This is a genomic window from Actinomadura sp. NTSP31, assembly GCF_041951385.1.
GTDB classification, from domain to species: domain Bacteria; phylum Actinomycetota; class Actinomycetes; order Streptosporangiales; family Streptosporangiaceae; genus Spirillospora; species Spirillospora napierensis.
In genome coordinates this window covers 124,460-148,080 of record NZ_JBGNUT010000025.1, presented here as the reverse complement: position 1 = coordinate 148,080, position 23,621 = coordinate 124,460, and the positions used below count along the sequence as shown (strand labels likewise).

The following is a 23,621-nucleotide window of genomic DNA, read 5'->3' as shown; positions in this document are numbered from 1 at the left end:
GGACGAAGTCCATCGCGAAGCGACGCCGAAGGCGCCCTTGACTTTGGAGGGGCGGCCCCGTACGCCAGCGCCACCCCACCGCACGGCCGACCCCTCCGCCAACACCCCTCCCATCCACCATCCGAACACCCACGCCGCATCGTCCTGGACACCCTCACCGCTTCATCTGGGCCCCCAACGTCCCCAAGGAGTGCACGGGGTTGAGGTGCACGGTGGTGGGTGGGGTGCGGGAATCAGGCTCAGGGGTGGGACCACTTCGGGGTCCAGGTGTCAGGGGTGGGCGGTGGCGGGGCGAGGTGGTCGCGGAGGGCGGTGAGGGCGGGGTGTGGGTTGTCGCGGTGCCAGATCAGCGAGTGCGGGTAGACGGGCGTCGGGTCCTGGACGGGGATGCGCCGCAGGCCGTAGTCGGCGGGCCAGACCAGGCGGGTCCGGTCGCCGACGAAGGTCGTCAGGGTGGCGGAGTCGGCGATCGTGTCCAGGAGGGGCTCGAGGCCGAAGTGGGGGCCGACGGAGTCGATGGTGAGGCCGAAGGCGGTGGCGAGGTCGTCGTAGAAGGCGGCCCACTCGGTGCCGGCGACGATGCCGGGCATCCAGATCCGGTGTCCGGCGAGGTCGGCGGGGCGGACGGCGCGGGCCGCGGCGAAGGGGTGGGTCGGGCCGGTGATGAGCTGGACGGGCTCGTCGAGGACGCGGGCGGTCTCGATGCCGCCGGGAAGCCGACCGGGTGCGGTGATGGCGCGGAAGGAAGCGTCGATCGTGCCGGAGGCGATCGCGTCGATGGCGGCGCCGGCGTCGAAGAGGGTGACGACGTCCAGCCGGGTGCCGGGGTGGGCGCGGTGGAAGTCACGCAGCAGGGTGGCCGGGGCGAGGCGGCGGCCGATCACGTCGACGCGGAGCGCGCGGCTGCCGGGGCGCACGGAGGCGATCGCGCGTTCTTCGGCCTGGAGGAGGGTGCGAGCGTGGGGGAGGAACGCCTGCCCGTCGATGGTGAGGCGGGAGCCGCGCGCGGTGCGGGTGAACAGGCGGACGCCGAGTTCCTTTTCCAGGGCGGCGATGCGCTTGGAGACGGCCTGCTGGGTGATCGACAGTTCCGCGGCGGCGTACTGGAACCGGCCCGCGTCCGCGGCGGCGGCGAACGTCCGCACGGCTTCTAGGTCCACGTCGCCCGACCCTAGTTCACGGGTTGCGGAACGAATCACGCTGTTCTGCCATGCGGGAGGGGAGATGCCGCTGGTTGGGAGAACGGCATGGCTGCGGACTTTTCCAAGCGCCTGGGAGTTGCGGCACGGTCACCCGGTGGATCGTCACGCGGGACAGTGCGGCGCTGATGGATCGGGCACGCCGAGGTCCGGATCGGTGACTCGGTGGTGCTGATTTTCGACTCGCCGTTCCCGGTCGAGATGCCCGGTTTGCTGTGGTTGTTCGTGGGGGCGCCAGCGCGGTCGTTGGGTGCGCCGTGGCGGCGGGGCGGCCGTCGTCACCCGTCCGACCGAGCTTTTCTAAGGTGACAGGGTCGGGTGTGTCCGCGATCCGCTGGGCAACGACTGGCGGATCCAGGAGTGGCTCGCCGACCTGATGCCCGAGGAGTTCGGCGAGCGCGCGATGGACCCGAAGTACGCCGAGGGCATGGCGTACGTGCGGTCGAGCCTCGGGCCCGCGCTGCTGGCGGAGCCCTCAGGCGAGGATGCGGCCGCCGTTCCAGGTGACGCCGACCTGGCGGTAGTAGGCGGCGATGGGTTCCTCGATCGTCAGGCGGGCGAGTTCCTCGGTGGTGCAGTCGAAGAGGCGCAGGTCGGCGTCGCCCGTCCAGGGCCGTGGGCGGCCGGGTTCGATCGATGGCAGGTGGCGGTGGTGGGCCATGGGGGTGGCCGTTGACGAAGCCGTTGGTCTCGGACGGTTCGCGCAGCGTTACGACGGCCTCGGTGAGGCGGTGGTCGGCGGCGGCGAGGGTGGCGCCGAACCGGCCGCCTGCGGCGATGCGGGGCGCGCCCTTGCCGTGGGGGTGCGGGCGGGTCTGGTGGATGGAGCCGAGCTTCTTCGGATAGCCCTGCTGCACGCCGGGGGCGATGGCGAAGTCCTTGTCGATTCAGATGTAGACGCAGCGCGAGTACGTCCGGCCCTGCGGGACTCTTGTCGGGAGTCGACGGCCGCCATGTGGCTTGAGACCAAACGAATCGGGGAGCTAGCGCGTGGGCCCGCAGCAGTCCGCTGGGCGATGTGGTGGACGTCGCGGGCGGGCTCGATGCGGGGCTCCCCCAGCATCTGCGTGCGCCCCGACCTGGGGACACTGGCGACCCTCCCGTTGGAGCCGGGCATCGTGTCCTGCCTCGGCGACGCCTACGAGCCCGGCGGCGCTGGAGGTGTTCGGGTACGGGCGGGAGCCGGCGGAGCGGCTGCGCGACGAGCCGGGGCTGATGCCGGTCGCGGTGGAGGAGTTTCTGCGCTGGGCGTCGCCGGTCTGCCACCTCTGCCGCACCGCGAACCGCGACGAGGTTGGCGGGTGTCCGGGTCGGTGAGGCGGGTGCGGTTCGACTTCGTCGACGGGATCAAGGGGGTGACGGTGTCCGTCACGCCGGCTTGATCCTTTCCGGCGTGTGATGTCGGGGGACGCTGCCATACTGCCCGGCATGTCCCCGCAGCTCCCCTCAGATCCGCTCCGTTCGACGCTGTACCTGGACTGGGTGCAGGAGGCCGATCCCGACGCCGCGCCCGACGCGGAGAAGCTGTTCGCGACCGTCAAGGCCGGGCTCGTGCGCGCGTACGAGCGGCCCGGCCGGTTCCTGGACGACATGAAGCGCCAGGTGCGCGGGCTGCCGGCCGCGCACCTGCCCTGGTTCTGGGACACGGTGGGGCACCGGCTGATCGGGCGCGCCCCCAGGCATGCCGCGACCGCCTACGCCGACGCCCGCGACGCCGAGGCGCGGCATGCGCTTCCGGTCGACGACGGGTACCGCGTGGACAACGCCCTGCTGTTCGCCCGCGGCGGGGCGATCGGCGCCACCCGGATCCGCGAGCATCAGGAGTGGCTCGCCGCGACCTACCCGGCCGGCCGCGCGCACCGCGAGTTCGCCCGGTTCGTCGCCGCCTGGGGCGGGAGCGGCGCGGCGCCGCCCGCCGACCTGCACACCCGTGTCCGCAGGTCGGCGAAGGCCGCCGGGCTGGGGCCGGCCGAGGACGCCGAGATCCTCGCGCAGGCGCTCGCCGATGCGCGGGGCACCGCCGTCCCGGACGGCCTGCTCGACGGCGCCGCGATGGTGTTCGCGCAGGCGCCGCCGCCCGCCGCCCTGCGCGGCGCGCTGGCGGAGATCTTCCCGGCCGGCGCCGTCGACGGCTCGGCCTGGCTGCGGATGCTCGACGCCGCCGGGATCATCGAGGCGATGGCGGACGGCGCCGTCCGCCCGTCAGGCGGGCTCGCGGGATGGCTCGGCGCGTTCGCCGCGCACTACTCCTACGTCCGCGTCCCCTACGGCGGCATCACCGCGCAGCCCATGCCGGACGAGTTGTTCGCCGCGTTGCCGCGGTTCGCGGCCCGGCTGCGCGCGGAGGGCGTGCCGGTGCGGCTGCACGAGTCGCGTTACCGGGGCGCTTCGCCGTTCGACGCCGATCTCGTCGACGCGTGCCTCGCCGAAGGCGTCGCCGTGCAGGATCCGGGCGAGGGCGCGCGGCTGAGGTTCTGGGGCGAGGGGTCCCGCCGCGACCTGCGGGCCATCGCCGCCGACCCGGTGTTCGGCCCCCGGCTGGAGGGCACGGTCCACGCGGGGCTGCGGCAGGGCACCGCGATCTCCCGGCTGCCCGAGACGCCCGGTGTGGAGGAGGCCGTCCACGCCCGGGTCGCCGCGCGGATCGACCGGGTCGCCGAGGGCGGGCTCGGCGACGCCGAGCAGGCCGCGGTCGTCCTCGAAGGCCTGCTCGACCCGCCGACGGCCGCTGCGCTGGACGGTCTCGGGGACGCGCTCGCGGCGCTCGACCTCGCCGTCCCGCTCGCGCGCACGCTGCGTTCCGGGATCCCTGCCGAGCTCGGCTGGCGTGCCCTGGACGAGGCGCTCGCCGACCTCGGGGAGGACCCGGCCGGCGTCACGTCCACGTGGCCGGTCCTCACCGTCTACGGACGGAGCCGCGCCATCGCGATCGACCACGCGGGACGCCGGGGCGAGTGCGCGTTCGCCCTGCCCGAGGGGACGGCCGCGCACGCGGTCCATTACGCGGGCGGCGACTTCCTGGTCGGGTGGTCGAAGAAGACCTCGACGAGCCCCGCCGCGCACGCGTTCTGGGCGAGCGCTCCCGGCGAGGTCTTCGAACCCGTCGCCAACATCGGGATGCATGCCTGGCGCGGGCCGCACGACGGCGTGCTCGGCTTTCAGTTCGAGGCCGGCGGCGGGCGCCATGATGGCGAGCGCGTCCTGCGTCCCGGCGGCCGGGAGGGCATCGGCCACTACGAGCGGCAGTTCTCCGACGGCGCCCGGATCTGGAGCGCGCCGACCTACGCGAAATCGATCGAGGAGTGGACCGTCCTCGACACGGCGTCGGGCGAGCAACGGGCTGCCGGCGCCCTCCCGGACTTCCTCGCCGCCGACCCGCCCGGCGACGACGCGGCCTGGGATTTCGACCAGTGCAGCCTCGTCCGGCTCCCGGACGGCGTGACCGGCTCGCCGCTCGGCGACTCCGGCGGCCTCGCCGGCTTCCGCGTCGCCGAGCACGGGAAGGACCGGAGTCGCCCGCCGTCCGGTTGGACGATCGAGGGCACCGACGGGCGCACCGCCCGCTTCGATCACGTGGAAGACGGCGGCGATCCGTGGGGAATCCTCCGCGTGCCCGGCGGCCCGGACCTCGTCATGGCCTCCGTCCGGTACAGCGCGTTCCGGGAGATGCGCTGCCACGACGCGTCCGACGGCTCGCTGCTGTGGGAGGGGCGCGCCTTCCCCGGCGGCGAGGCCGAGCCGCGGCGGGACCCGAAGAACCGGCCGTTCCTCCCGCCGCCCGCCTTCTGGCACTTCCTCGCCCCGCGCGACGCCGCCTCCTCGCTGGCGCTCCGCCGCACCGGCGAGGAGACCGCCCGCGCCCTGCTGGACGCCGCGCCGTCGGCGGAGGCGGTGCGGGACGCGCTGGCCCGCGAGATGCCCGAGGTCACCGACCCGGCGATCGTCGCCGGGGTCGTCGGCACCGTGCTGCGGGCCGCGGGCGTGCTGCGCCGCCGCCGGGCGATCTCGCGCCGCGTCGAGGTGGTCCGGTCCGGCGCGGCGGTGCGTCCCCCGGCCGAGGTCCCCGACACCGACCTCGACGACGCGCTGCTCGGGCTGCTGCCCCCGCCGCCCCGGCTCAACGGCGAGGAGCGGTCGCCGCGCCCCGCCACCGTGACCGCGATCGCCGCCGACGGCCGGTTCCTCGCCGGTGAGATCGACGACACGACCCGGCTGGCCAGCCCGCCCGCGCGGCCCCTCGACTGGGCGCCGCTGCTCGGCGCGATCGACGCCGCCGCGTGGCGGCTCGTCGCGCCGTCGACCAGCGGCGCGGACCGCGCGTCCCTCGCCGCGCTGCTGCGCACCTGGGCGGACCAGCCGTTCGCGCGTCCCGGCACCTGGCGGCGCGGCTACGCCACCGGCGCCGCCCTCGCCGGGCTGGACGCGACCGTCGTCGTCGGCGTCGTCCCGTCCGCCGACGGGCCGATCGACCCCGAGCGGGCCTACCGGTTCGTCCAGCGGGCCGAGGCCCCGGAGCCGGCCGGCGCGAAGAAGGCCGAGACCGTCACCGTGGCGCGTGACGACGCCGCCCGGCTCCGCCGCCTCCTCGACCTGTACGACCGGCACGGGCCGCTCGCGCCCGATGCCGGCGCCGTCGCGAGGTTCGTCCAGGGCACCGGCGTCCGCCGCTCCATCGCGACCCTCGTCCTGGACGGCCTGCCCCGGCGCGCCTACGAGGGCGGCGACCTCGTCACCCGGTTCGACGCCCACGAGAAGATGCTGCGCACCAAGCCGTACTCGGCGACCAAGGAGGTCGCGCGGGAGGCCGAGGACTTTTCCCAGCGCCTCGGCGTTCCGGGTCGGCAGCGCGTGGTCGCCGCCGGCATGCCCGACGATCCCGCCGAGCTGTGGGCGGACGGCGGTTTCGCGGCCGCCGCCGCGCGCATGGCCGAGGCGTGGTCGCAGCTGCTCGGCCACCGCACCGCCGTGGACGAGGACCTCGTCGCCGACCTGGAACGCGACCTCGGTTTCTCGGGCCAGTGGGTCACCGCCCTCGCCGACCCCGCCGCGTCCCCGATCGCCGCCGAGGACCTGACCTGCGTCGTCGCCGACCGTGACCCGTACGGCATCGGCGTCCACACCGTCTCGCCCGACGGCACGGTGAACACGCGGCGCATGTACAACGACCCGTACATCGCGCTCGCGTCCGTGCTGGTGTGGGCGCTGACGGAACGCCCCGTCGGCGACCCGGCGATCCCCGGCGTGCCCGAACTCGCCGCGCGGCTGAAGGCCCGGCTGGCCGCCCCCGGCCTGCTGTTCCCGCTCGGCTCCTGCTCCCTCGGCGACACCGAGCGGCGGAAGCGCCTGTTCGGACCGGACGTCCATCCCGTCCGCACGGTGACCTCCGGCGGTTCGCCGGCCGAGGACCCCCTCGCCTATGACGACGGCCTGCTGATCGTCGAGGGCCGGAAGCCGCTCGCGCCGGTCGTCCTGCGCCCGGCGGCGCTCGCCGACCCGGCCGTCCGCGCGCGCTTCGAACGCCTCTGCGCCGACCACGGTTTGGACGACCTGCTCCGCCGCGTCGACGCCGCCGGGCTGCGCGCGGACGCCGTCGAGCGGATGGTCGCCCGCGCCGCCGCCACGCCCGTCCCGCCCGGCGGCTACGAGGCGAACCCCCTGCTCGGCGTCCCCGACCTGGTCGCCGAGGCCGCCGCCGAGATCGGCACGAGCGAGGACGCGGCCGTCCTCTACCTGCAGCTGCTCACCCTGGTCCGGCCGACCGACCGCAACGTCCGCAAGTGGAACGGCTGGACGGCCGCCCGGCACAAGGCGGCCCAAGCGGAGCTCGTGGACCGCGCCCTTGTCCAGCAGGACAAGCGGCCCCGCGCCGGCCGCACCGCCTTCGTCCCCGGCGAATGGAGCACGCTCAAGGCCCCCGAACTCCCCGTGGAGACCGCGAAGCTCGAGACCCACCTGGCCACGGAGGTCCGCGGCAAGAGCGTCGGCGGCCCGTTCACGCGCCTGCTGCCCCCGCGCCCCCTGCACGAGATGTTCGCGACCGCCTGGACCGCCCGCCGCCCCTGACCGCGCGCCGCGCCGCAAGTCTCCAGCCGCCTCGGGCCGCCCGCTCACGGGTCGCTTGGGGCTGCCGCGCGAGGGCTACCCGGGAGTACGGTGTCCGGAATGTCCGCGTGGTTGGAGGATCGATGCCGCAGCTCACCGAAATGGTTCCGCCGTCCGTCGCGGGGGCCGTGCTCCGCGCCGTGTTCGCGCTGCCGGACCCGGTGCGGCGGGTCATCGCCGGCCGGCCGGTGGTGCGGGACGGGCAGCGGCTCTCGCTGGACGCGCAGCTGCTCCTGCTGATGACGCGGCTGGAGGGCGCGAGCCTCGCCGGGCCGGCGGGGACGGTGCCGGAGGCGCGGCAGGGGCTCGCCCGCGGGGCGCAGTACATCGACCGGGTGCCGGAGCGGCCGGTGCTGACGCGGGACCTGACCGCCGCGGAGGCGATCCCCGCGCGGCTGTACACCCCGAAGGGGCTGGCGGAGGGGTCGCCGCTGCTGGTGTTCTTCCACGGCGGCGGGTGGGTGATCGGCGACATCGAGACCCACGACTCGGTCTGCCGGTACCTGGCGGTGAACGCGGAGGTGCGGGTGCTGTCGGTCGACTACCGGCTCGCGCCCGAGCACCGGTTCCCGGCGGCGGCGGACGACGCGCTCGCGGCGTACGCGTGGGCGGTGGAGAACGCGGCGGTGCTCGGCGCCGACCCGGGCGCCATCGCGGTCGGCGGCGACAGCGCGGGCGGGAACCTCGCCGCGGTCACCGGGCTGTTCGCCGAGCGCCGGCCGGACTTCGCGCTGCTGTTCTACCCGGCCACCGACATGTCGGTGCGGCGCCGGTCGCGGGAGTTGTTCGCGGACGGGTTCTACCTGACCGACGCCGACATGGTCTGGTTCAGCGACCACTACTGCCCGGACGTGGAGCGGCGCACCGACCCGAAGGCGTCGCCGCTGCTGGCCGGGGACGTGAGCCGGTTCCCCGCCACCTACCTCGTCACCGCCGGGTTCGACCCGCTGCGCGACGAGGGGGAGGCGTTCGGGAAGCGGCTGGCGGAGGCCGGGGTGCCGGTCGCGCTGCGGCGGCAGGAGGACCTGATCCACGGGTTCGCGAACATGTGGGGGCTCGGCGGCCGGTTCCAGGAGGCCCTCGCCGAGGCCGCCGGCGCGCTGCGGACCGGGCTGCGGCTGTCCGAGGCGTCCGCGCGCGCAGGCGGGCCCGGCCCCACCGGGTGAGGCCCGGCCCCACCAAGTGAGGCCGAGCCCGGGCGGGGGTCAGAGGGGCAGGCCGGTGAAGACCATGACCTTCTCCTCGGTGTAGTCGGCCATCGCCGACCGCAGGCCCTCGCGCCCGACGCCGGAGTCCTTCACGCCACCGTAGGGCATCTGGTCGGCGCGGTAGGACGGGACGTCGCCGATCACGACGCCGCCCACGTCCAGCTCGCGGTGGGCGCGGAACGCGATGTCGAGGTTGCGCGTGAACACGCCCGCCTGCAGGCCGAACTTGGAGTCGTTGACCAGCGCGAACGCCTCGTCCACGCCGTCGACGGGCTGGACGAGCATGACCGGGCCGAAGACCTCCTCGCGCGACACCTTGGCGTCGGCCGGGACGTCGGCGAGGACGGTCGGGGCGTAGGTCGCGCCCTCGCGGACGCCGCCGGCGAGGACCTTCGCGCCCGCCGCGACGGCCTCGTCCACCCACGCCTCGACGCGCTCGGCGGCGTCCTGGCTGACCAGCGGGCCGACCTGGGTCTTGTCGTCCCACGGGTCGCCGGTGACGAGGGAGCCGACCTGCTCGACGAGCTTCGGCACGAACTCCTCGTACACCGACCGGTCGACGTAGACGCGCTGGACGGCGATGCAGCTCTGCCCGGCCTGGTAGTTGGCGAACAGCCCGATCCGCTTGGCGGCCCAGTCGAGGTCGGCGTCCGGCAGCACGACCGCCGCGCCGTTGCCGCCGAGTTCGAGGGTGACGTGCTTGCGCGGCACCTGGTCGTTGATCGCCCAGCCGACGGGGACGGACCCGGTGAACGACACGATCGGCAGCCGCGGGTCGTCCACCAGCGCGGCGGCGCGGTCGTTCGGGACCGGCAGGACGGAGAACATCCCGGCGGGCAGATCGGTCTCGGCGAGCAGCTCGCCGAGCAGCAGTGCCGACAGCGGCGTGGCGGGCGCCGGCTTCAGCACGATCGGGGTGCCCGCCGCGATCGCCGGGGCGATCTTGTGGGCGGCGAGGTTCAGCGGGAAGTTGAACGGCGAGATGCCGAGCACCGGGCCCTTCGGCACGCGGGTGATGTAGGCCATCCGGCCCTCCGCGGCGGGGTCGGTGTCCAGGCGCTGGGTCGTGGCGCTGAACCGGCGGGCCTCCTCGGCGGCGAACCGGAACGTGGAGACCGCGCGGGCCACCTCCCCGCGCGCCCACAGCAGCGGCTTGCCGTTCTCGGCGGTGATCAGCCGGGCGACCTCCTCGGCGCGCTCGGCCAGCCGCGCGGACACGTGCGCGAGGGCGTCCGCGCGCACGTGCAGCGGCAGCGCCGCCGCCTCCCGGCGGACCGCGTCGGCCGCCGCGACCGCCTCCTCCACCTGTGCGGGCGTCGGCACGGCGGCGGTCCCGACGACCCGGCCGTCGTAGGGGTGCGTAACGGTCAGCTCACCGTCACCGGTCTCGGGGCGACCGGCCAGCCAGAATGGGGTCACGTTCATGACCTCACGCTATCTCCGGCGGGCCGGATGGGGAGTCTCCAGGACGGCCAATCGGGCCGTCCTCGTTGTCCGTCACGGCCAGTGCGATCCACATTTCCGCGCGGACGGCCGGGTCGTCGAGGTCGCGGTCCAGCAGTTCGGCGGCCTTGCGCATCCGGGACCGCAGCGTGTGCCGGTGCACGCCGAGCGCCCGCGCCGCCGCCTCGCCCTGCCCGTTCGCCGCGACGTAGGCGCGGACCGTTCCGACCAGGCCTTCGGCACGCAGCGGCGCGAGCAGCGCGGCGGCGAACGCGCGCGCCGCCGCGGGCTCCAGCAGGCCGAGGACGCCCTGCCCCGGCAGGTCCGCGTGGTGCAGGACGGGACGCCCGGCGCGGCGCGCGGCCGCGAGCGCGTCCTCCGCCTGCCGGAGCGCTCCGGCGAGGGCACCGGCCCGCCCGTCCTCGACGGCGGCCGGGCCGCTGATGCCGATGGGGCCGGTGGCCGTGAGCAGGGTCGTCACCTGACCGGCCAGGTCGTCCGGGACGATCACGGCGGTGCCGCCGGCCAGCGGCGCCGCCAGGCACCGCTCCCCGGCCGGATCGGACTCCAGCGCGTCCAGGACGGTGCCGCCGCCCGCGCAGGCCAGCACGCGGACGGGTCCGTCCGGCACCGCGGGCCCGGCGGCCGGGCGTCCGGCGAGCAGCGCCGCGAGCGCGGCCCGCGCGTCCCGCCCGGTGCGGGGCGTCTCCGACTGGAGCGTCAGCAGCGCGACGGCCGCGCCGACGATGGTGTGCGCGACGTGCGGGAGCGGCGCGTGCGTCCCGACGGCGAGGAACCCGCGCGGGCGCCCGCCGAGCCCGATCCGCTGCAGGACGATGTGGTCGTCGGGGACGGCGAGCGCCATGCTCGCCGGCGAGGACCCCGAGGCGGGGCGGCGGCGCAGCCGGGCCAGCTCGGGGGCCAGGGCGGCGGCGCGGTCGCGGGCGGCGGCGGGCTCGGCGTGCCGGACGGCGCCGGACGCGTCGAGCAGCAGCGCCCAGCCGCCGAGGAGCCGCGCCAGCCGCGCCACGAGCGCGGCCGGGCCGGTGAGCGCGGCGCGGGTCAGCTCGCGCTGGGCCTGGAACGCGCGGGTGACGTCCTCGTACCACTCGGCGGCCAGCATCCGCGAGACCGCCTTGCCGATCGCGATGAACGGCGTCGGGCGCGGCACCTCCAGCAGCGCGAGGCCCCGGTCGCGGGCGGCGGCGAGCAGTTCGGGCGGGACGCCGGGGTGGATGACGCCGACCGCGAAGCCGAGCCCGGCGACGCCGCGCCCGACCAGCCGGTCGACGTAGCCGGCGGCGCCGCCGGAGGTGAGCCGCATGCCGGTGGTGAGGACCAGCTCGCCGCCCTCCAGGAACGGGGTCGGGTCCTCCAGCTCGCTGACCGCGACCCACACGACGGGGGCGTCCGGGAGCGGGCCGGTCAGGGAGCGCAGACCGAGCTGGGGGAGGGCGGCCACGGCGGCCAGTGTCGGCGGCACGCGCACCCCCTGGTGTTCAGCACGTCCAAATCTTTTGCGGGATTTCGCCGTCCCGTACGGTTCATCGTAGGGGGCGTTCGGCTTATGTTCGCGCCATGACCAGCCAAGATCTGAGCGGCGGCGAGCGCCTGCCGCAGGAGCACCGCCTGCCGCAGGAGCGACGCGTCGTGACCGAGATCCCGGGGCCGCGGTCCCGGGAGTTGCAGGAGCGCCGCACCGCGGCGGTGGCGCCCGGCGTCGGCAGCGTGCTGCCGGTGTACGTGACGGACGCGGGCGGCGGGGTGGTCGTCGACGTCGACGGCAACTCGCTGATCGACCTCGGCTCCGGCATCGCGGTGACCGGCGTCGGCAACGCCAATCCGCGGGTCGCCGCGCGGGTGAAGGAGCAGGCGGACCGGTTCACCCACACCTGCTTCATGGTCGCGCCCTACGAGTCGTACGTGGCGGTGTGCGAGAACCTGAACCGGATCACTCCGGGCGGCCACGAGAAGCGGTCGATCCTGGTCAACAGCGGCGCGGAGGCGGTGGAGAACGCCGTCAAGATCGCCCGGTACGCGACCGGGCGGCAGGCGGTCGTGGCGTTCGACCACGGCTACCACGGCCGGACGCTGCTGACGATGACGCTGACCGCGAAGAACATGCCGTACAAGCAGGGGTTCGGCCCGTACGCGCCCGAGGTGTACCGGATGCCGCTCGCCTACCCGTTCCGGTGGCCGACCGGGCCGGAGAACTGCGGTCCGGAGGCGGCGGCGCAGGCGATCGACCAGATCACCAAGCAGATCGGCGCGTCGAATGTGGCGGCGGTGCTGCTGGAGCCGATCCAGGGCGAGGGCGGGTTCATCGAGCCGGCGCCCGGGTTCCTGCCGGCGATCGCCGGGTTCTGCCGCGCGAACGGGATCCTGTTCATCGCCGACGAGGTGCAGACGGGGTTCGCGCGGACCGGCGACATGTTCGCCTGCGAGCACGAGGGCATCGTCCCCGACCTGGTCACGACGGCGAAGGGCATCGCGGGCGGGCTGCCGCTGGCGGGCGTCACCGGGCGCGCCGACATCATGGACAAGGTGCACGGCGGCGGGCTCGGCGGCACCTACGGCGGCAACCCCCTCGCCTGCGAGGCGGCCCTCGCGGTGCTGGAGGAGATCGAGGAGGGCAAGCTCACCGAGCGCGCCCGCCGGATCGGGGAGGTCATGCTGCCCCGGCTGCGCGCGCTCGCGGAGAAGCACGAGGCGATCGGGGACGTCCGGGGACGCGGCGCGATGATCGCGATGGAGCTGGTCAGGCCCGGCACGAAGGACCCCGACCCGGAGCTGACGGCGGAGATCGCGCGCCGCTGCCACGCCCAGGGCGTGCTGGTGCTGACCGCCGGGACGTACGGGAACGTGCTGCGCTTCCTGCCGCCGCTCGTCATCCCCGAGCACCTGCTCAACGAGGGCCTGGACGTCATCGAGGAGGCGTTCGCGGGCTAGCCCCCTGCCGGGAGACCGCCGGCGCCCGGCGCCGGCGGTCTTCGCGCCAACGCCGGGACCGCTCCCTTCGGCTTCGGGGTCAGAGCACGCTGACGGCGGGCGGCTCGACGGTCTTCAGGTCGTACAGCTCCGCGACGATCTCGTAGGAGCGGATCCGGTCGGCGTGGTCGAACATCTGCGTGGTGACCATGACCTCGTTCACGCCGGTCCTCTCGATCAGCGCGTCCAGCTGCCGCCGGACGGTGTCCGGGCCGCCCATCACCTGGTCGCCGAGCCGCGAGTCGATCATCTGGCGCTCCAGCGGCGTGTACGGGTGCGCGGCGGTCTCCTCCGGCGTCGGCATCTTCCCGGGGCGGCCCTGCCGCAGCCGCAGGAACGCCAGCGCCTGCGGCGCCGCCAGCTCGCGGGCCCGATCGTCGGACTCCGCGGCCGTCACCGACACGCCGATCATCGAGTACGGCTCGTCCAGCATCCCCGGGCGGAACGAGTCGCGGTACAGCGCCAGCGCCGGGAGCGTGTTCTCCGCGCTGAAGTGGTGCGCGAACGCGAACGGCAGCCCGAGCAGCCCGGCCAGCCGCGCGCTGTACCCGCTGGACCCGAGCAGCCACACCGGCGGTTCGTTGCCCGCCGCCGGCGTCACCGTGCTGTCCTCGGCGAAGTAGTTCCGCAGCTCGATGACCTGCTCGGGGAAGTCGTCCGCCGACAGCGCGTCGGCGGAGCGGCGCAGCGCCCGCGCGGTCGCCTGGTCGGTGCCGGGCGCCCGGCCGAGGCCGAGGTCGATGCGCCCGGGGAACAGCGCCTCCAGCGTCCCGAACTGCTCGGCGACCACCATCGGCGCGTGGTTCGGCAGCATCACCCCGCCCGACCCGACCCGCATCCGGGACGTGGCCGCCGCGACCTGGCCGATCAGCACCGAGGTCGCGGAGCTGGCGATGCCCGGCATCGTGTGGTGCTCGGCCAGCCAGTACCGGTGGAAGCCGAGCCCCTCGGTGCGCCGGGCCAGGTCGAGGGTGTTGCGCAGCGCGTCGCCGGAGCTGGAGCCGCTGACCACGGGCGCCAGGTCGAGGACGGAGAACGGAATGCTCATAGACAGTGCAAACCCGCTCCGGCCCCGCCGTCTTCCCGGTCAGAGCTGCCCGGCCGCCACGATCACGGAGACGGCCGCCCCGATCACGACCGGCACGGAGATGCTGGCCCACGACCAGTTCACCAGCCTGCGGGCCCGGTCGGCGTCGGCCGGGAAGGTCGCCTCGGCCTTGGTGTACAGGAGGGCGCCGACCACGACGAGCGGCAGGAACGCGATCGTGGTGAACAGGCCGAGGATGAACGCGGCCGCCTGCCCGCCCCGCGTGTACGACCCGTCGGGCCCGATGCCGAACGCCAGACGGGGGGCTGTTTCGCTCATGCGCGCACCGTTCACTAGCACCGATCAAGGAAAGTGTGACCTGGATCATACGCTCCGCGAACGGCGGCGAAAAGGGCCCGGGCGTCCGGTGATCGGACGTCCGGGCCCGGGATCTCAGCGCAGGCGCAGGCCGATCAGGACGGGGTCGTGGTCGGAGGACCGGAACGCGTCCGGCCGGTAGAAGCGCGGCTGGGCGTACTCGGTGTTGTAGTCGAGGAACGTCGGCTCGTCGCTGTTGACGTGCCAGATCGTCGCGCCCGTCACCCGCCGGGACAGCGCCGCGCCGGCCAGCACGTGGTCGAGCTCGCCCGACGTGCCGTCGAAGACGTAGGAGTAGCGCTGCTCGGGCCGGACGAACCGCTCGGTCTGCCCGACCAGCCCGGCGCCGGTCAGCGCCTTGATCGGGTCCTCGGCCGTGTAGCTGTTGAGGTCGCCGACGACCAGCGGGTTCTCCTCCTGCGCGGCGAGCGCGGCGATCGCCTTCGCCTGGGTGACGCGGCGGGCGTTGAAGCAGCTCTGCCCGTCGCCCTGGTCGGTGTCGGCGCCGGTCGCGCCGGTGCAGCCCTTCGACTTGAAGTGGTTGACGATCAGCGTGAACGCCGCGCCGCCGCCCACCGGCCGGAACGCCTGGACGAGCGGCGGGCGCTCGAACACCGGCTGGTCGGAGGAGTGCGCCGCGCCGGCGGGCGTCACCTTCGCCGGCTTGTAGATGATCGCGACGTGGATCGCGTCGGTGCCCGGGTTCGGGTTCTCGACCCAGGAGTAGGTCCCGGCGCCGACGGCCTCGTTCAGCCGGTCGACCAGCGCCTTCAGCGCGCCGGTGTCGCCGTTGTTCTCGACCTCCATCAGCCCGGCGACGTCCGGGTTCAGGCCCTTCAGCGCGGCGACCAGCTTGGCCAGCTGCCGCTCGCGCTCCTCGGCGGTGTTCGCGCCGCGCTGGTTCAGCGTGGTGAACCAGTTGAGGGTGTTGAAGCTCGCCACGCGGACGTCGCCGCCGACCGGCTGCGGCTTGTCCGGCTGGGGATTGTCGTTGGCGAAGTGCGCCGACTCGGTCGGCTGGAGCGCGTAGGCGCCGAACTGGTAGGTGAGCACGCCGGTCAGCCCGGCCGTGGTGTCGCCGGCCCGCAGGACGCGCGGGTCGGTGTACGGGATCGTCGCCGGGTCCTGGACGTTCGACCCGTCGTCCACCAGGAGCCGGCGCGCGTCGTTGTCCGCCTGCGTGGAGCCGTGCCCGTCGGTGGGCTGGAAGAGGCGGCCGCCGGCGGAGACGGTGATCTCGCCGTAGCGGCCGAGCTGGTAGGTCTCGGTGGCGGTGAGCTTCTGCGGGAAGCGGAGCAGCTCGCCCTCGTACTGCTCGAGGTTCGCGCCGTCCTCCAGCGGCAGCCGCACGTTGTCGGGCTGGACCTTGCCCCGGCCGCAGACGTCGACCGCGGTGGCCGGCGACAGTTCGGTGAGCCCGTTGTACTCGGTGGCCTTGCCGGTGACGAGGACGCGGTCGCCCGGCTTCACCTCCTCGGTGGAGTAGACGAAGAGCCCGTCGGAGGTGCGCGCGTCGTCGTCCGGCGTCGGGTCCTGGACGAAGAAGCCCTTGAGCTGGTCGGCGGCCTGGAAGTCGCCGGTGACGACGCCCTCGACGCGGACGGTCTGCCCGCGCAGGGGCGAGGTGCCGCCCGTGCCCTGCACCTCGGCGATCTGGTGGGTGGCGGGAGTGCCGCAGGTCCGCGGCTCCGCCGCGCTGGCCGGCCCGACGCCGGCGGCCGTGCTCACGGCCATGCCGGCGGCCAGGACGGTCGCGAGTGCTGCTGCTGTTCGGCGCATGCGCGGGACGGTACGGCCCGGCCGCCCCGAACCGGCGAACCGTTAATGAAGACTCCACCAATTTGCAATGGCTTGTCGCACTTGGGGACGGCGCATGACCCGCGGGCGGGACGGCGCGGGGCGGCCCCGGACGGGGCCGCCGTTTTTGACTTGGTTGCTAATCAGGGCCCGCGACCCTGTGAGGCGACTTCATTCCACGGCGCGGCGCCCGTGGGGGACAGTCATCAGCATTCACTTTCCGGACCCACCCCAGGAGTGAGGAATGCGACTTCGGACCCTGTTCACCACCGCGGCGCTGGGGGCCGCCCTGGCCGTGCCCGCGGTGCTCCCCGCGGCGCAGGCCGAGGCCGCGCCGCCGGGCTGCGACGCCACGGACGCGCAGATCTACGCGGCCTCCGCGGCGGTGACCGGGAACCCGGGCGACCTGCTCGCCTGCCGTCCGGCGAAGCTGACCAACATCCCCGGCGACCTGCCGATGCACGCCTGGAAGGTCAGGTACGTCTCGACCGACGCGAAGGGGCAGAAGATCGCGGTGTCCGGCACGGTCGCCGTCCCGGACGCCGAATGGAAGGGCGGCGGGTCGCGGCCGACGGTCGCCTTCAACCCCGGCACCCTCGGTTCCGGCCTGCAGTGCGCGTTCTCCAAGCAGCTCGCCGGCCAGTACGTCGACATGTACGAGGGCGGCAACCTGCAGCTGATGCTGAAGGCCGGATACGCGGTCGCCGCCACCGACGGCGTCGGCTACCTCGACGGCCAGGTGCACACCTACATGATCGGCGCGAACGCGGGGCACGCGCTGCTCGACGTCGTCCGCACGTCCCGGCAGATCCCCGGCGGAACGCTCAGGCCGGACGGAAAGGTCGGCATCTCCGGCTACTCCGAGGGCGGCGCCGCCGCGCTGTGGGGCGCGCAGCTCGCCGCGTCGTACGCGCCGGAGCTGAACGTGGTCGGCGCGGCGGCGGGCGGCGTGCCCGGTGACCTGAAGCTGACCGCCAAGCAGCTCAACGGCAGCCTGTTCGCCGGGTTCCTCGCCGACGCGCTGGTCGGCCTGCACGCCGCCTACCCGGAGATGCCGTTCGACGACCTGATGAACGACAAGGGCGTCCAGGCGATCAAGGACGTCAAGGCCAACTGCCTGTACGGGACGCTCGCGGTGTTCCTCGGCGCGAAGGTCGAGAACTTCTCCAAGCAGGGCCTGTCCCTCGACCAGATCTACGCGCTCAAGGGCCCGGACGGCACCACCTGGGGCGACGTCGTCGACCGGCAGAAGCTCGGCACCGACATCGGGCCGGCGTCCTCCACCGCCAAGTACAAGATCGGCTTCCCGGTGTTCCAGTACCGCGGCTGGCTCGAGGAGATCATCCCGCACGAGACCGAGGACGGCACCCGCGCGGCCTACTGCGCGGCCGGCATCAACACGACCTGGAAGAACACCTATCCGACCGAGCACCTGTCCACCGACTGGGGCGCCGCCGGGGACGTGACGAACTTCCTCGGCGACCGGTTCGCCGGCAAGCCCGCCCAGAGCAACTGCTGAACCAGCGCCCCGCCCGCGGGGACGGGCGGCCGGCACGACCGGCCGCCCGGCACCGGCGGGCGGGGCCTCCGCACTCTCGTCTCTAAGGAGTCCGCAATGACAGCGGGTGTCGCCGACGCCGGCAGCAGAACTCCGCAGCCGGACATCTCCGGCACCGTGCCGCTGCCCGAGCGCATCGCGGTCGTGGTGTTCGTGGCCGCCCCGATCATCGGGTTTCTGGCCGTCGTCCCCTTCCTGTGGGGGTGGGGGATCGGCTGGACGGACATCGCGATCTTCGCCCTCCTCTACCCGTTCAACGCCCTCGGGATCACGGTCGGCTACCACCGGCACTTCACGCACGGCGGCTTCAAGGCCAAAAGGTGGCTGCGGATCGCGCTCGCGATCCTCGGCGGGCAGGCGATGCAGGGGTCGGTCGTCCGGTGGGTCGCCGACCACCGCCGCCACCACAAGTACTCCGACCAGGAGGGCGACCCGCACTCCCCGTGGGCGTACGGGCCGGGCGTGTGGGGCCTCACCAAGGGGCTGTACCACGCGCACGTGGGCTGGCTGTTCAGCAAGGACCGCACGTCCCGCAGCAAGTTCGCGCCCGACCTGCTGAGGGACAAGGACATCCGGTTCCTGTCCCTCGACCCCGTCTACGCGCTGATCGTGCTGTCGACGTTCCTGGTCCCGATGGGGCTCGGCGCGCTGCTCACCTGGTCCTGGCACGGCGCGGTCACCGCGCTGTTCTGGGCGGGGCTGATGCGGGTGTTCGTCGGCGAGCACGTCACGTTCTCGATCAACTCGATCTGCCACGTGTTCGGCAACGAGGACTTCCGGACGCGCGACAAGGCCCGCAACGTGTGGTGGCTGGCCATCCCGTCGTTCGGCGAGTCCTGGCACAACCTGCACCACGCCGACCCCACCTGCGCGCGGCACGGGGTGCTGAAGGGCCAGATCGACATCAGCGCCCGCGTCATCTGGCTCTTCGAGCGGCTCGGCTGGGTCTGGGACGTCCGCTGGCCCGACTACGAGCGGCTCGAGAACCGCCGCGTCCGCCGCGGTGAACCCGCCGCCGAGCCCGCCGGCGCCCCGGCCGCCGAGCCGGTCGCCGACGCCGCCGTCTCCTCCTGACTCGTCCCTCCCGTACCAGGAGCCTTCTCAGCATGACCGAACTCCCCGCGCTCGACCGCACCCCGCTGATCGAGCGGCTCGCCCGGTTCGCCAAGGACTTCCCCGACGACCGCGCCTACACCTTCATGGACTACATGACCGACCCGGACGGCGTCGCCACCGACGTCACCTGGGGCGAGCTGGACCGGCGCGCCCGCGCGATCGCCGCCGCGATCCGCCGCGCCACCTCGCCGGGGCGGCGCGTCGCGCTGCTCGCCCCGCAGGACCTGCACTACGTCACCGGGTTCCTCGGCGCGATGTACGCCCGCGTCATCGGCGTCCCGCTGTTCTCCCCGGACCTGCCCGGCCACGGCGACCGGCTGCTGGCCGTCTACCAGGACGCCGAGCCCGACGTCGTCATCACCACGAGCGCGTCGCTGCCGGCCGTCCGGACGTTCCTGGCGGGCGACGGCGTCCGCGAGCCCGCGGAGATCATCGTCGCGGACGAGGTGGACGGCTCGCTCGACTGGGCGCCGGAGCCGATCGATCCCGACGACGTCGCCTACCTGCAGTACACGTCCGGGTCGACCCGGACCCCGGCGGGCGTCATCATCACGCACGGGAACTTCGCCACGAACGCCGAGCAACTGTGGCGCACGTTCGAGGGGATCCCGCGCGAGTCGTCCGGCGTGAACTGGCTGCCCGTGTTCCACGACATGGGGCTGGTCACGACGGTCGCGCTGCCGCTCGTCTACGGCAACCCCGGCGTGATCATGGACCCGGTGGCGTTCGTGATGCGGCCCGTCCGGTGGCTGGAGCTGCTCAGTCAGCAGAAGCACGCTTTCACCGGCGGCCCGAACTTCGCCTACGAGTACCTGACCGCGCAGGTCACCGCGGAGGAGAAGGCGAAGCTCGACCTCAGCGGCGTGCAGGTGTTCATGAACGGCGCGGAGCCGATCCGGGAGAGCACGCTCACCGGGTTCTACGAGGCGTTCAAGGACTGCGGGCTGAAGCCGGAGGCGCAGGTGTGCGCGTACGGCCTCGCCGAGGCGACCGTGTACGTGTCGGCGTCGTCGCGGTTCCGCGAGCCGACCCGCGCCGCGTTCGACCACGAGGCGCTGCGCCGCGGCACCGCCGAGCCGTGCGCCCCGGACGCGCCCGGCGCGATCCAGCTGATCGCGTGCGGCACGTCGTTCGGCCAGCACACGATCATCGTGGACGCCGAGACGGGCGAGCGGAAGGCGGACGGCTCGGTCGGCGAGATCTGGGTGCACGGCCCGAACGTCGCGGCCGGCTACTGGGGGCGTCCGGAGGCGACCAAGGAGACGTTCCAGGCCGAGTTGGCCGGCGACGACGTCGGGGACCTGCCGCGCGGGCCGTGGCTGCGCACCGGCGACCTCGGCGTCCTGCACGGCGGCGAGCTGTTCGTCACCGGCCGGATCAAGGACCTGGTCATCGTCGACGGCCGCAACCACTACCCGCAGGACATCGAGTTCACCGTGTCGAACGCGCACAAGGGCGTCCGCCGCGAGTACACCGCGGCGGTGTCGGTCGACACCGGCGACACCGAGGGCCTGGTCGTGGTGGCCGAGCGGAACCGCCGGGTGCCGATCGCGCTGCTGGACGTGGACGAGGTCGCGCAGGCCGTGCGGACCGCCGTCAAGCAGCAGCACGACCTGCGCGTGCACGACTTCGTGCTGATCGAACCGGGCGGCATCCCGCGCACCAGCAGCGGCAAGATCGCCCGCTCGGCGTGCCGGCAGGCCTACCTCGACCGCACGCTGCCGTACGTGACCGTGCCCGCCCGCGAGGAGTAGCCGCCGCCGTGCAGGAGGAGGGTCACTGCTCCCCGTCGTCGGCGTCGCGCAGCCAGACGGGGAGCAGCAGCATCAGCTCCAGCCGCAGCGCCGGGTCCTCGATGTCGTAGTCGAACAGGTCGTGCAGCTGCGCGAGCCGGTACCGGACCGTCTGCGGGTGCACGCACAGCGCCTCGGCGGCGTCGGTGGCGTTGAACCCGTGCTTGAGGCATTCGAGCAGGGTCGTCGCCAGCCGCCCGCCGCGGTGCGGGCCGAGCTCGGTGAGCGGCGCGAGCCGGCGCCGCGCCGTCGCCTCCGCGAGCGACCAGCCCTCCTGGAGCAGCAGCTCGGGCAGGTGCCGGTCCGCGCGGACGAGCCGCCCGGCCGCCGCGGCGCCCCGCCGGGCCCGCCCGGGCGGCCGGTCCGGCGGGCCGGCCGGATCGCCGGCGCCGCCGAGCCGGCCGGCGGCCATCAGGTCGAGGGTCCGGTGCGCCCAGTGCAGCGACACCGCGGCCTCCTCCAGCGGCACGGACGGGCCGACCGCGCCCGTCCAGCCGGCGATCGTGGCGGTGAGCCGGTCGGGCCCGCCGGGCCGGTCCGGGTCGGGCATCGCCAGGCAGGGGCGGCTGCGGTCGACGCCGCTCAGCAGGAACGGCGGCAGCCCCGCCGGGCCCTCGCCGCCGGTGCCGGGGCGCGGGTCCAGCACGATCATCGCGATCCGCTCCGGCAGCGGCCAGCCCGCCAGCCCGGCCTGCTCCGCGATGACGTCGCGGGGCGCGGGCGGGGCCGACAGCAGCAGGCCGAGCAGCCGGGCGCGGCGCTGCTCGCGCTCGCCGGCCGCCTTCTCCCGCGCCCGCGCGTACCCCTGCGCGGCGGCCGAGGCGAGCAGGTCCAGGTAGGCGAAGTTCACCTCGGTCAGCGCGATCGCCAGCTCGCGGGGCTTCTTCAGCCGGTCGGCCTCCCGCGACAGGTACCGCCAGGCGGTCCGGGACGCGACGCGCAGCGCGTTCTGCAGGTGCTCCAGGCTGCGCCCCTCGACCGCCTCGCCGTACCCGATGTCGAAGAAGAGCTGGTGGACCTCGCGCCAGGGCGTGTCGGGGTCGGCGATCATCTGCACGAAGTGGCCCATGCCCTGCGCCACCGCGTCCCGGATCACCTCGGTGTAGACGGGATCGTCCGGCCGGCCGTACTCGGGGACGTTCCGCAGCACCCCCTCCACCATGGTGTCGACCAGATCCGGAAGGTGCGGGCGCATCCACTGCGCCTCCTCGCGCGGGACGTCGCGCCAGGGCTGGGCCGACAGGTCGTCTGTCCCGGTGGACCCTTCGTGCAGCTCCGTCAAAGTGTCACCTCCATGAGCGGACACCCGGGCCGCCAGGCTAGATATCCCGCGGCACCCGCGACACTCACAGGAGTGACAAGCCGCCCCCTTGTTTGGTGCGAGACGGACTGATTTCGCGCAGCGGAAGGCGAAGACGAGCGGTTTTGGGCAGGAAAACACAAGAAACGCGGTCGTGTTTTGTTGTTTTTCGTGGAAAGGGCGGCTGGAAGATTACCGCCGGGATCGCTCCCGCCGTCAGGTCTTCGCCGGATTCCGTGACCGCTTCGACGCCTACGGCGGCGGCAGCGTGAGGAGCAGCACGGCCGCGCCGGCGGCGGCGAGACCCGCCACCTGCCCGGCCGACAGCCGTTCGCGCAGCGCGGTGACGCCCCACAGCACCGGCACCACCGGATACAGCGACGACAGCACCACCGCGATGACGACGAGCTGCTCCCTGGTGGCGAGCAGGTAGAACGCGAGCGCCGCCGCCGCGACGGCGCCGGTCGCGAGCGCCCCCGGCGGCGTCGCCCTGCCCGGGAGCCGGCGGGTGTGCGCCCGCGCCATCGGCGCGATCGCCAGGACGGCCGCGACGCGTCCGGCCGCCACCGGCCACAGGCCCGCGTCGTGCCCGGCCCGCGCGAGCGCGAGGTACTGCACGCCGATCCCGGCGCTCGCCACCAGCCCGTTGACGACGGCCGACCGGACCCGGTCCCGCTCGTCCGACCGCGATCGGGAGACCAGCCACAGGGCGGGCAGCACCACCGCGATCCCCGCCCAGGCGGTGAGGGAGGGCCGGTCGCCCAGGAACGCCACGCCCACCAGGACGGGAAGCGCGACACCGCCGACCGCGCTGACGGGAACGACCACGCTCATCGTTCCCTGGCCGATGCCCCGGTACAGGAACACCATGGCGATTCCCGTCCCGATTCCGGAAAGGGCGCCCCACGCGACGTCCTGCCACATCAATTCCCGGACGGGAACGGCGAGGGCCACCGCGACGGCGCAGATCAGCCCGCCTATCTGGCCGAGAAATGCGACCGCGCGGAAATCCGCGCGCCGCGACAGCAGCCCGCCCGTGACGTCGGCGATGCCGTAGCAGAGCGCCGACGCGAGTGCGAGCAGGGGCCCCGTCACGACGGCTCCGGGCTCGTCTCACCGCCTGCCCCGCCCGCGTGGGCGTCGCGCTCGGCCTGCCCCACGGGGCAGACGGCGCCGCGGGTGCAGCAGGCGCGGTCGCACAGGCGGCACATGACGTCCGCGTCGCCGATCTCGGCGTACAGGCGGGTCAGGAGCTTGCCGAGGAGCGTCGCGAGCTGGTCGCGCTCGCCGGCGTCCAGGCCGGACAGGGCGGCGGCGAGCGGGGTGCCGCGCGCGGTGAGCATCGCGTCCACCGCCCTCTCGCCGGCCGTCGTCAACCGCACGCGGACGGCGCGGCCGGGGCCGCGGTCGCGCCGGGCGAACCCCGCGGCCTCCAGCCCGTCCAGCATGCGGGCCGCCGCGGACTGGGTGAGCCCGACCCGCCGCCCCAGCTCGGTGACGCCGAGGCCGGGCGCGCCCGCCAGCACGACCAGGGCGCCGGCGCCGCTGGCGCTCACCTCGGCGGCCCGGGTCGCCTCGGCCAGCACGAGGTCGGTGACCGCCAGCGAGGCGGCGCCGAGCAGGTTCGCGAGACGATCATGCATGACTCATGCATAACAAGCGCGGCGGGGCCGGCGCAACCCTTCTGCGGGAAGCGCCGGAACGACCGGGCG

16 protein-coding genes and 1 pseudogene are annotated in these 23,621 nt (G+C 74.2%); 6 read left to right on the top strand and 11 right to left on the bottom strand.

Going from position 1 to position 23,621, the window contains the following annotated elements:
• Window positions 1–239 precede the first annotated feature (239 nt).
• From ACA514_RS34470 to ACA514_RS34460, 3 genes and pseudogenes are all read right to left on the bottom strand, one after another.
• A complete protein-coding gene (locus tag ACA514_RS34470) occupies window positions 240–1,160 on the bottom strand; it encodes a LysR family transcriptional regulator (RefSeq protein WP_375045448.1) in 921 nt (306 codons plus the stop codon).
• A 514-nt stretch (window positions 1,161–1,674) separates the two neighbouring features.
• Complete coding sequence (locus ACA514_RS34465; RefSeq protein WP_375045447.1) at window positions 1,675–1,860, bottom strand: acetoacetate decarboxylase family protein; 186 nt, start codon at window positions 1,858–1,860, stop codon at window positions 1,675–1,677.
• 85 nt (window positions 1,861–1,945) lie between these two features.
• Window positions 1,946–2,056: pseudogene (locus ACA514_RS34460) on the bottom strand (acetoacetate decarboxylase); the annotation flags it as partial.
• A 571-nt stretch (window positions 2,057–2,627) separates the two neighbouring features.
• Here ACA514_RS34460 and ACA514_RS34455 point away from each other — a divergent pair.
• Together ACA514_RS34455 and ACA514_RS34450 are read left to right on the top strand one after the other, a co-directional pair.
• On the top strand, window positions 2,628–7,262 hold the full coding sequence (locus tag ACA514_RS34455; protein WP_375045446.1) for a hypothetical protein: 4,635 nt from the start codon (window positions 2,628–2,630) through the stop codon (window positions 7,260–7,262).
• 122 nt (window positions 7,263–7,384) lie between these two features.
• Window positions 7,385–8,467: an alpha/beta hydrolase gene (locus tag ACA514_RS34450; RefSeq protein WP_375045445.1), complete on the top strand. Its 1,083-nt coding sequence runs from the start codon at window positions 7,385–7,387 to the stop codon at window positions 8,465–8,467.
• Window positions 8,468–8,506: 39 nt separating this feature from the next.
• Here ACA514_RS34450 and ACA514_RS34445 read toward each other — a convergent pair whose 3' ends face one another.
• Both ACA514_RS34445 and ACA514_RS34440 read right to left on the bottom strand, forming a co-directional pair.
• On the bottom strand, window positions 8,507–9,934 hold the full coding sequence (locus ACA514_RS34445; RefSeq protein WP_375045444.1) for an aldehyde dehydrogenase family protein: 1,428 nt from the start codon (window positions 9,932–9,934) through the stop codon (window positions 8,507–8,509).
• Window positions 9,935–9,938: 4 nt separating this feature from the next.
• Window positions 9,939–11,435 (bottom strand): PucR family transcriptional regulator, encoded by a 1,497-nt coding sequence (locus ACA514_RS34440; protein WP_375045443.1) that lies wholly within the window; start codon window positions 11,433–11,435, stop codon window positions 9,939–9,941.
• 95 nt (window positions 11,436–11,530) lie between these two features.
• Between ACA514_RS34440 and gabT the strand changes: the two genes are divergently transcribed.
• Window positions 11,531–12,901, top strand: coding sequence for a 4-aminobutyrate--2-oxoglutarate transaminase (gabT, locus tag ACA514_RS34435; protein ID WP_375045442.1), 1,371 nt, complete (start codon window positions 11,531–11,533; stop codon window positions 12,899–12,901).
• Between the two features lie 79 nt (window positions 12,902–12,980).
• Here the strand turns inward: gabT and ACA514_RS34430 are convergent, their stop codons facing one another.
• From ACA514_RS34430 to ACA514_RS34420, 3 genes are all read right to left on the bottom strand, one after another.
• On the bottom strand, window positions 12,981–13,988 hold the full coding sequence (locus ACA514_RS34430; protein WP_375045441.1) for an LLM class flavin-dependent oxidoreductase: 1,008 nt from the start codon (window positions 13,986–13,988) through the stop codon (window positions 12,981–12,983).
• A gap of 39 nt (window positions 13,989–14,027) precedes the next feature.
• Window positions 14,028–14,306, bottom strand: a complete 279-nt coding sequence (locus tag ACA514_RS34425) for a hypothetical protein (RefSeq protein ID WP_375045440.1) — start codon at window positions 14,304–14,306, stop codon at window positions 14,028–14,030.
• A 114-nt stretch (window positions 14,307–14,420) separates the two neighbouring features.
• Complete coding sequence (locus ACA514_RS34420) at window positions 14,421–16,124, bottom strand: ExeM/NucH family extracellular endonuclease (RefSeq protein WP_375045439.1); 1,704 nt, start codon at window positions 16,122–16,124, stop codon at window positions 14,421–14,423.
• Window positions 16,125–16,386: 262 nt separating this feature from the next.
• Between ACA514_RS34420 and ACA514_RS34415 the strand changes: the two genes are divergently transcribed.
• The 3 genes from ACA514_RS34415 to ACA514_RS34405 all read left to right on the top strand — a co-directional run bounded on the left by ACA514_RS34415 (window position 16,387) and on the right by ACA514_RS34405 (window position 20,570).
• Window positions 16,387–17,661 carry a lipase family protein gene (locus tag ACA514_RS34415; protein ID WP_375045438.1) on the top strand — a complete coding sequence of 425 codons (1,275 nt, stop codon included), beginning with the start codon at window positions 16,387–16,389 and terminating at the stop codon, window positions 17,659–17,661.
• Between the two features lie 96 nt (window positions 17,662–17,757).
• Window positions 17,758–18,774, top strand: a complete 1,017-nt coding sequence (locus tag ACA514_RS34410) for an acyl-CoA desaturase (RefSeq protein WP_375045437.1) — start codon at window positions 17,758–17,760, stop codon at window positions 18,772–18,774.
• Between the two features lie 32 nt (window positions 18,775–18,806).
• Window positions 18,807–20,570, top strand: coding sequence for a fatty acyl-AMP ligase (locus ACA514_RS34405; protein ID WP_375045436.1), 1,764 nt, complete (start codon window positions 18,807–18,809; stop codon window positions 20,568–20,570).
• A gap of 22 nt (window positions 20,571–20,592) precedes the next feature.
• On the opposite strand, the gene ACA514_RS34400 is transcribed toward ACA514_RS34405, so the two are convergent.
• The 3 genes from ACA514_RS34400 to ACA514_RS34390 all read right to left on the bottom strand — a co-directional run bounded on the left by ACA514_RS34400 (window position 20,593) and on the right by ACA514_RS34390 (window position 23,552).
• Window positions 20,593–21,891: a helix-turn-helix domain-containing protein gene (locus ACA514_RS34400; protein ID WP_375045435.1), complete on the bottom strand. Its 1,299-nt coding sequence runs from the start codon at window positions 21,889–21,891 to the stop codon at window positions 20,593–20,595.
• A gap of 270 nt (window positions 21,892–22,161) precedes the next feature.
• Window positions 22,162–23,004 carry an EamA family transporter gene (locus ACA514_RS34395; protein WP_375045434.1) on the bottom strand — a complete coding sequence of 281 codons (843 nt, stop codon included), beginning with the start codon at window positions 23,002–23,004 and terminating at the stop codon, window positions 22,162–22,164.
• Window positions 23,001–23,552 carry a MarR family winged helix-turn-helix transcriptional regulator gene (locus ACA514_RS34390; protein ID WP_375045433.1) on the bottom strand — a complete coding sequence of 184 codons (552 nt, stop codon included), beginning with the start codon at window positions 23,550–23,552 and terminating at the stop codon, window positions 23,001–23,003. The genes ACA514_RS34395 and ACA514_RS34390 overlap by 4 nt, the downstream gene beginning before the upstream one ends.
• Window positions 23,553–23,621 lie beyond the last annotated feature (69 nt).

What these genes read in the sequence shown, in the direction of transcription:
- gabT (WP_375045442.1), top strand. Translation starts at nt 11,531, where the DNA reads ATGACCAGCCAAGATCTGAGCGGCGGCGAGCGCCTGCCGCAGGAGCAC.
- ACA514_RS34390 (WP_375045433.1), bottom strand. Translation starts at nt 23,552, where the DNA reads ATGCATGATCGTCTCGCGAACCTGCTCGGCGCCGCCTCGCTGGCGGTC.
- ACA514_RS34410 (WP_375045437.1), top strand. Translation starts at nt 17,758, where the DNA reads ATGACAGCGGGTGTCGCCGACGCCGGCAGCAGAACTCCGCAGCCGGAC.
- ACA514_RS34445 (WP_375045444.1), bottom strand. Translation starts at nt 9,934, where the DNA reads ATGAACGTGACCCCATTCTGGCTGGCCGGTCGCCCCGAGACCGGTGAC.
- ACA514_RS34465 (WP_375045447.1), bottom strand. Translation starts at nt 1,860, where the DNA reads ATGGCCCACCACCGCCACCTGCCATCGATCGAACCCGGCCGCCCACGG.
- ACA514_RS34415 (WP_375045438.1), top strand. Translation starts at nt 16,387, where the DNA reads ATGCGACTTCGGACCCTGTTCACCACCGCGGCGCTGGGGGCCGCCCTG.
- ACA514_RS34425 (WP_375045440.1), bottom strand. Translation starts at nt 14,306, where the DNA reads ATGAGCGAAACAGCCCCCCGTCTGGCGTTCGGCATCGGGCCCGACGGG.
- ACA514_RS34430 (WP_375045441.1), bottom strand. Translation starts at nt 13,988, where the DNA reads ATGAGCATTCCGTTCTCCGTCCTCGACCTGGCGCCCGTGGTCAGCGGC.
- ACA514_RS34405 (WP_375045436.1), top strand. Translation starts at nt 18,807, where the DNA reads ATGACCGAACTCCCCGCGCTCGACCGCACCCCGCTGATCGAGCGGCTC.
- ACA514_RS34450 (WP_375045445.1), top strand. Translation starts at nt 7,385, where the DNA reads ATGCCGCAGCTCACCGAAATGGTTCCGCCGTCCGTCGCGGGGGCCGTG.
- ACA514_RS34455 (WP_375045446.1), top strand. Translation starts at nt 2,628, where the DNA reads ATGTCCCCGCAGCTCCCCTCAGATCCGCTCCGTTCGACGCTGTACCTG.
- ACA514_RS34420 (WP_375045439.1), bottom strand. Translation starts at nt 16,124, where the DNA reads ATGCGCCGAACAGCAGCAGCACTCGCGACCGTCCTGGCCGCCGGCATG.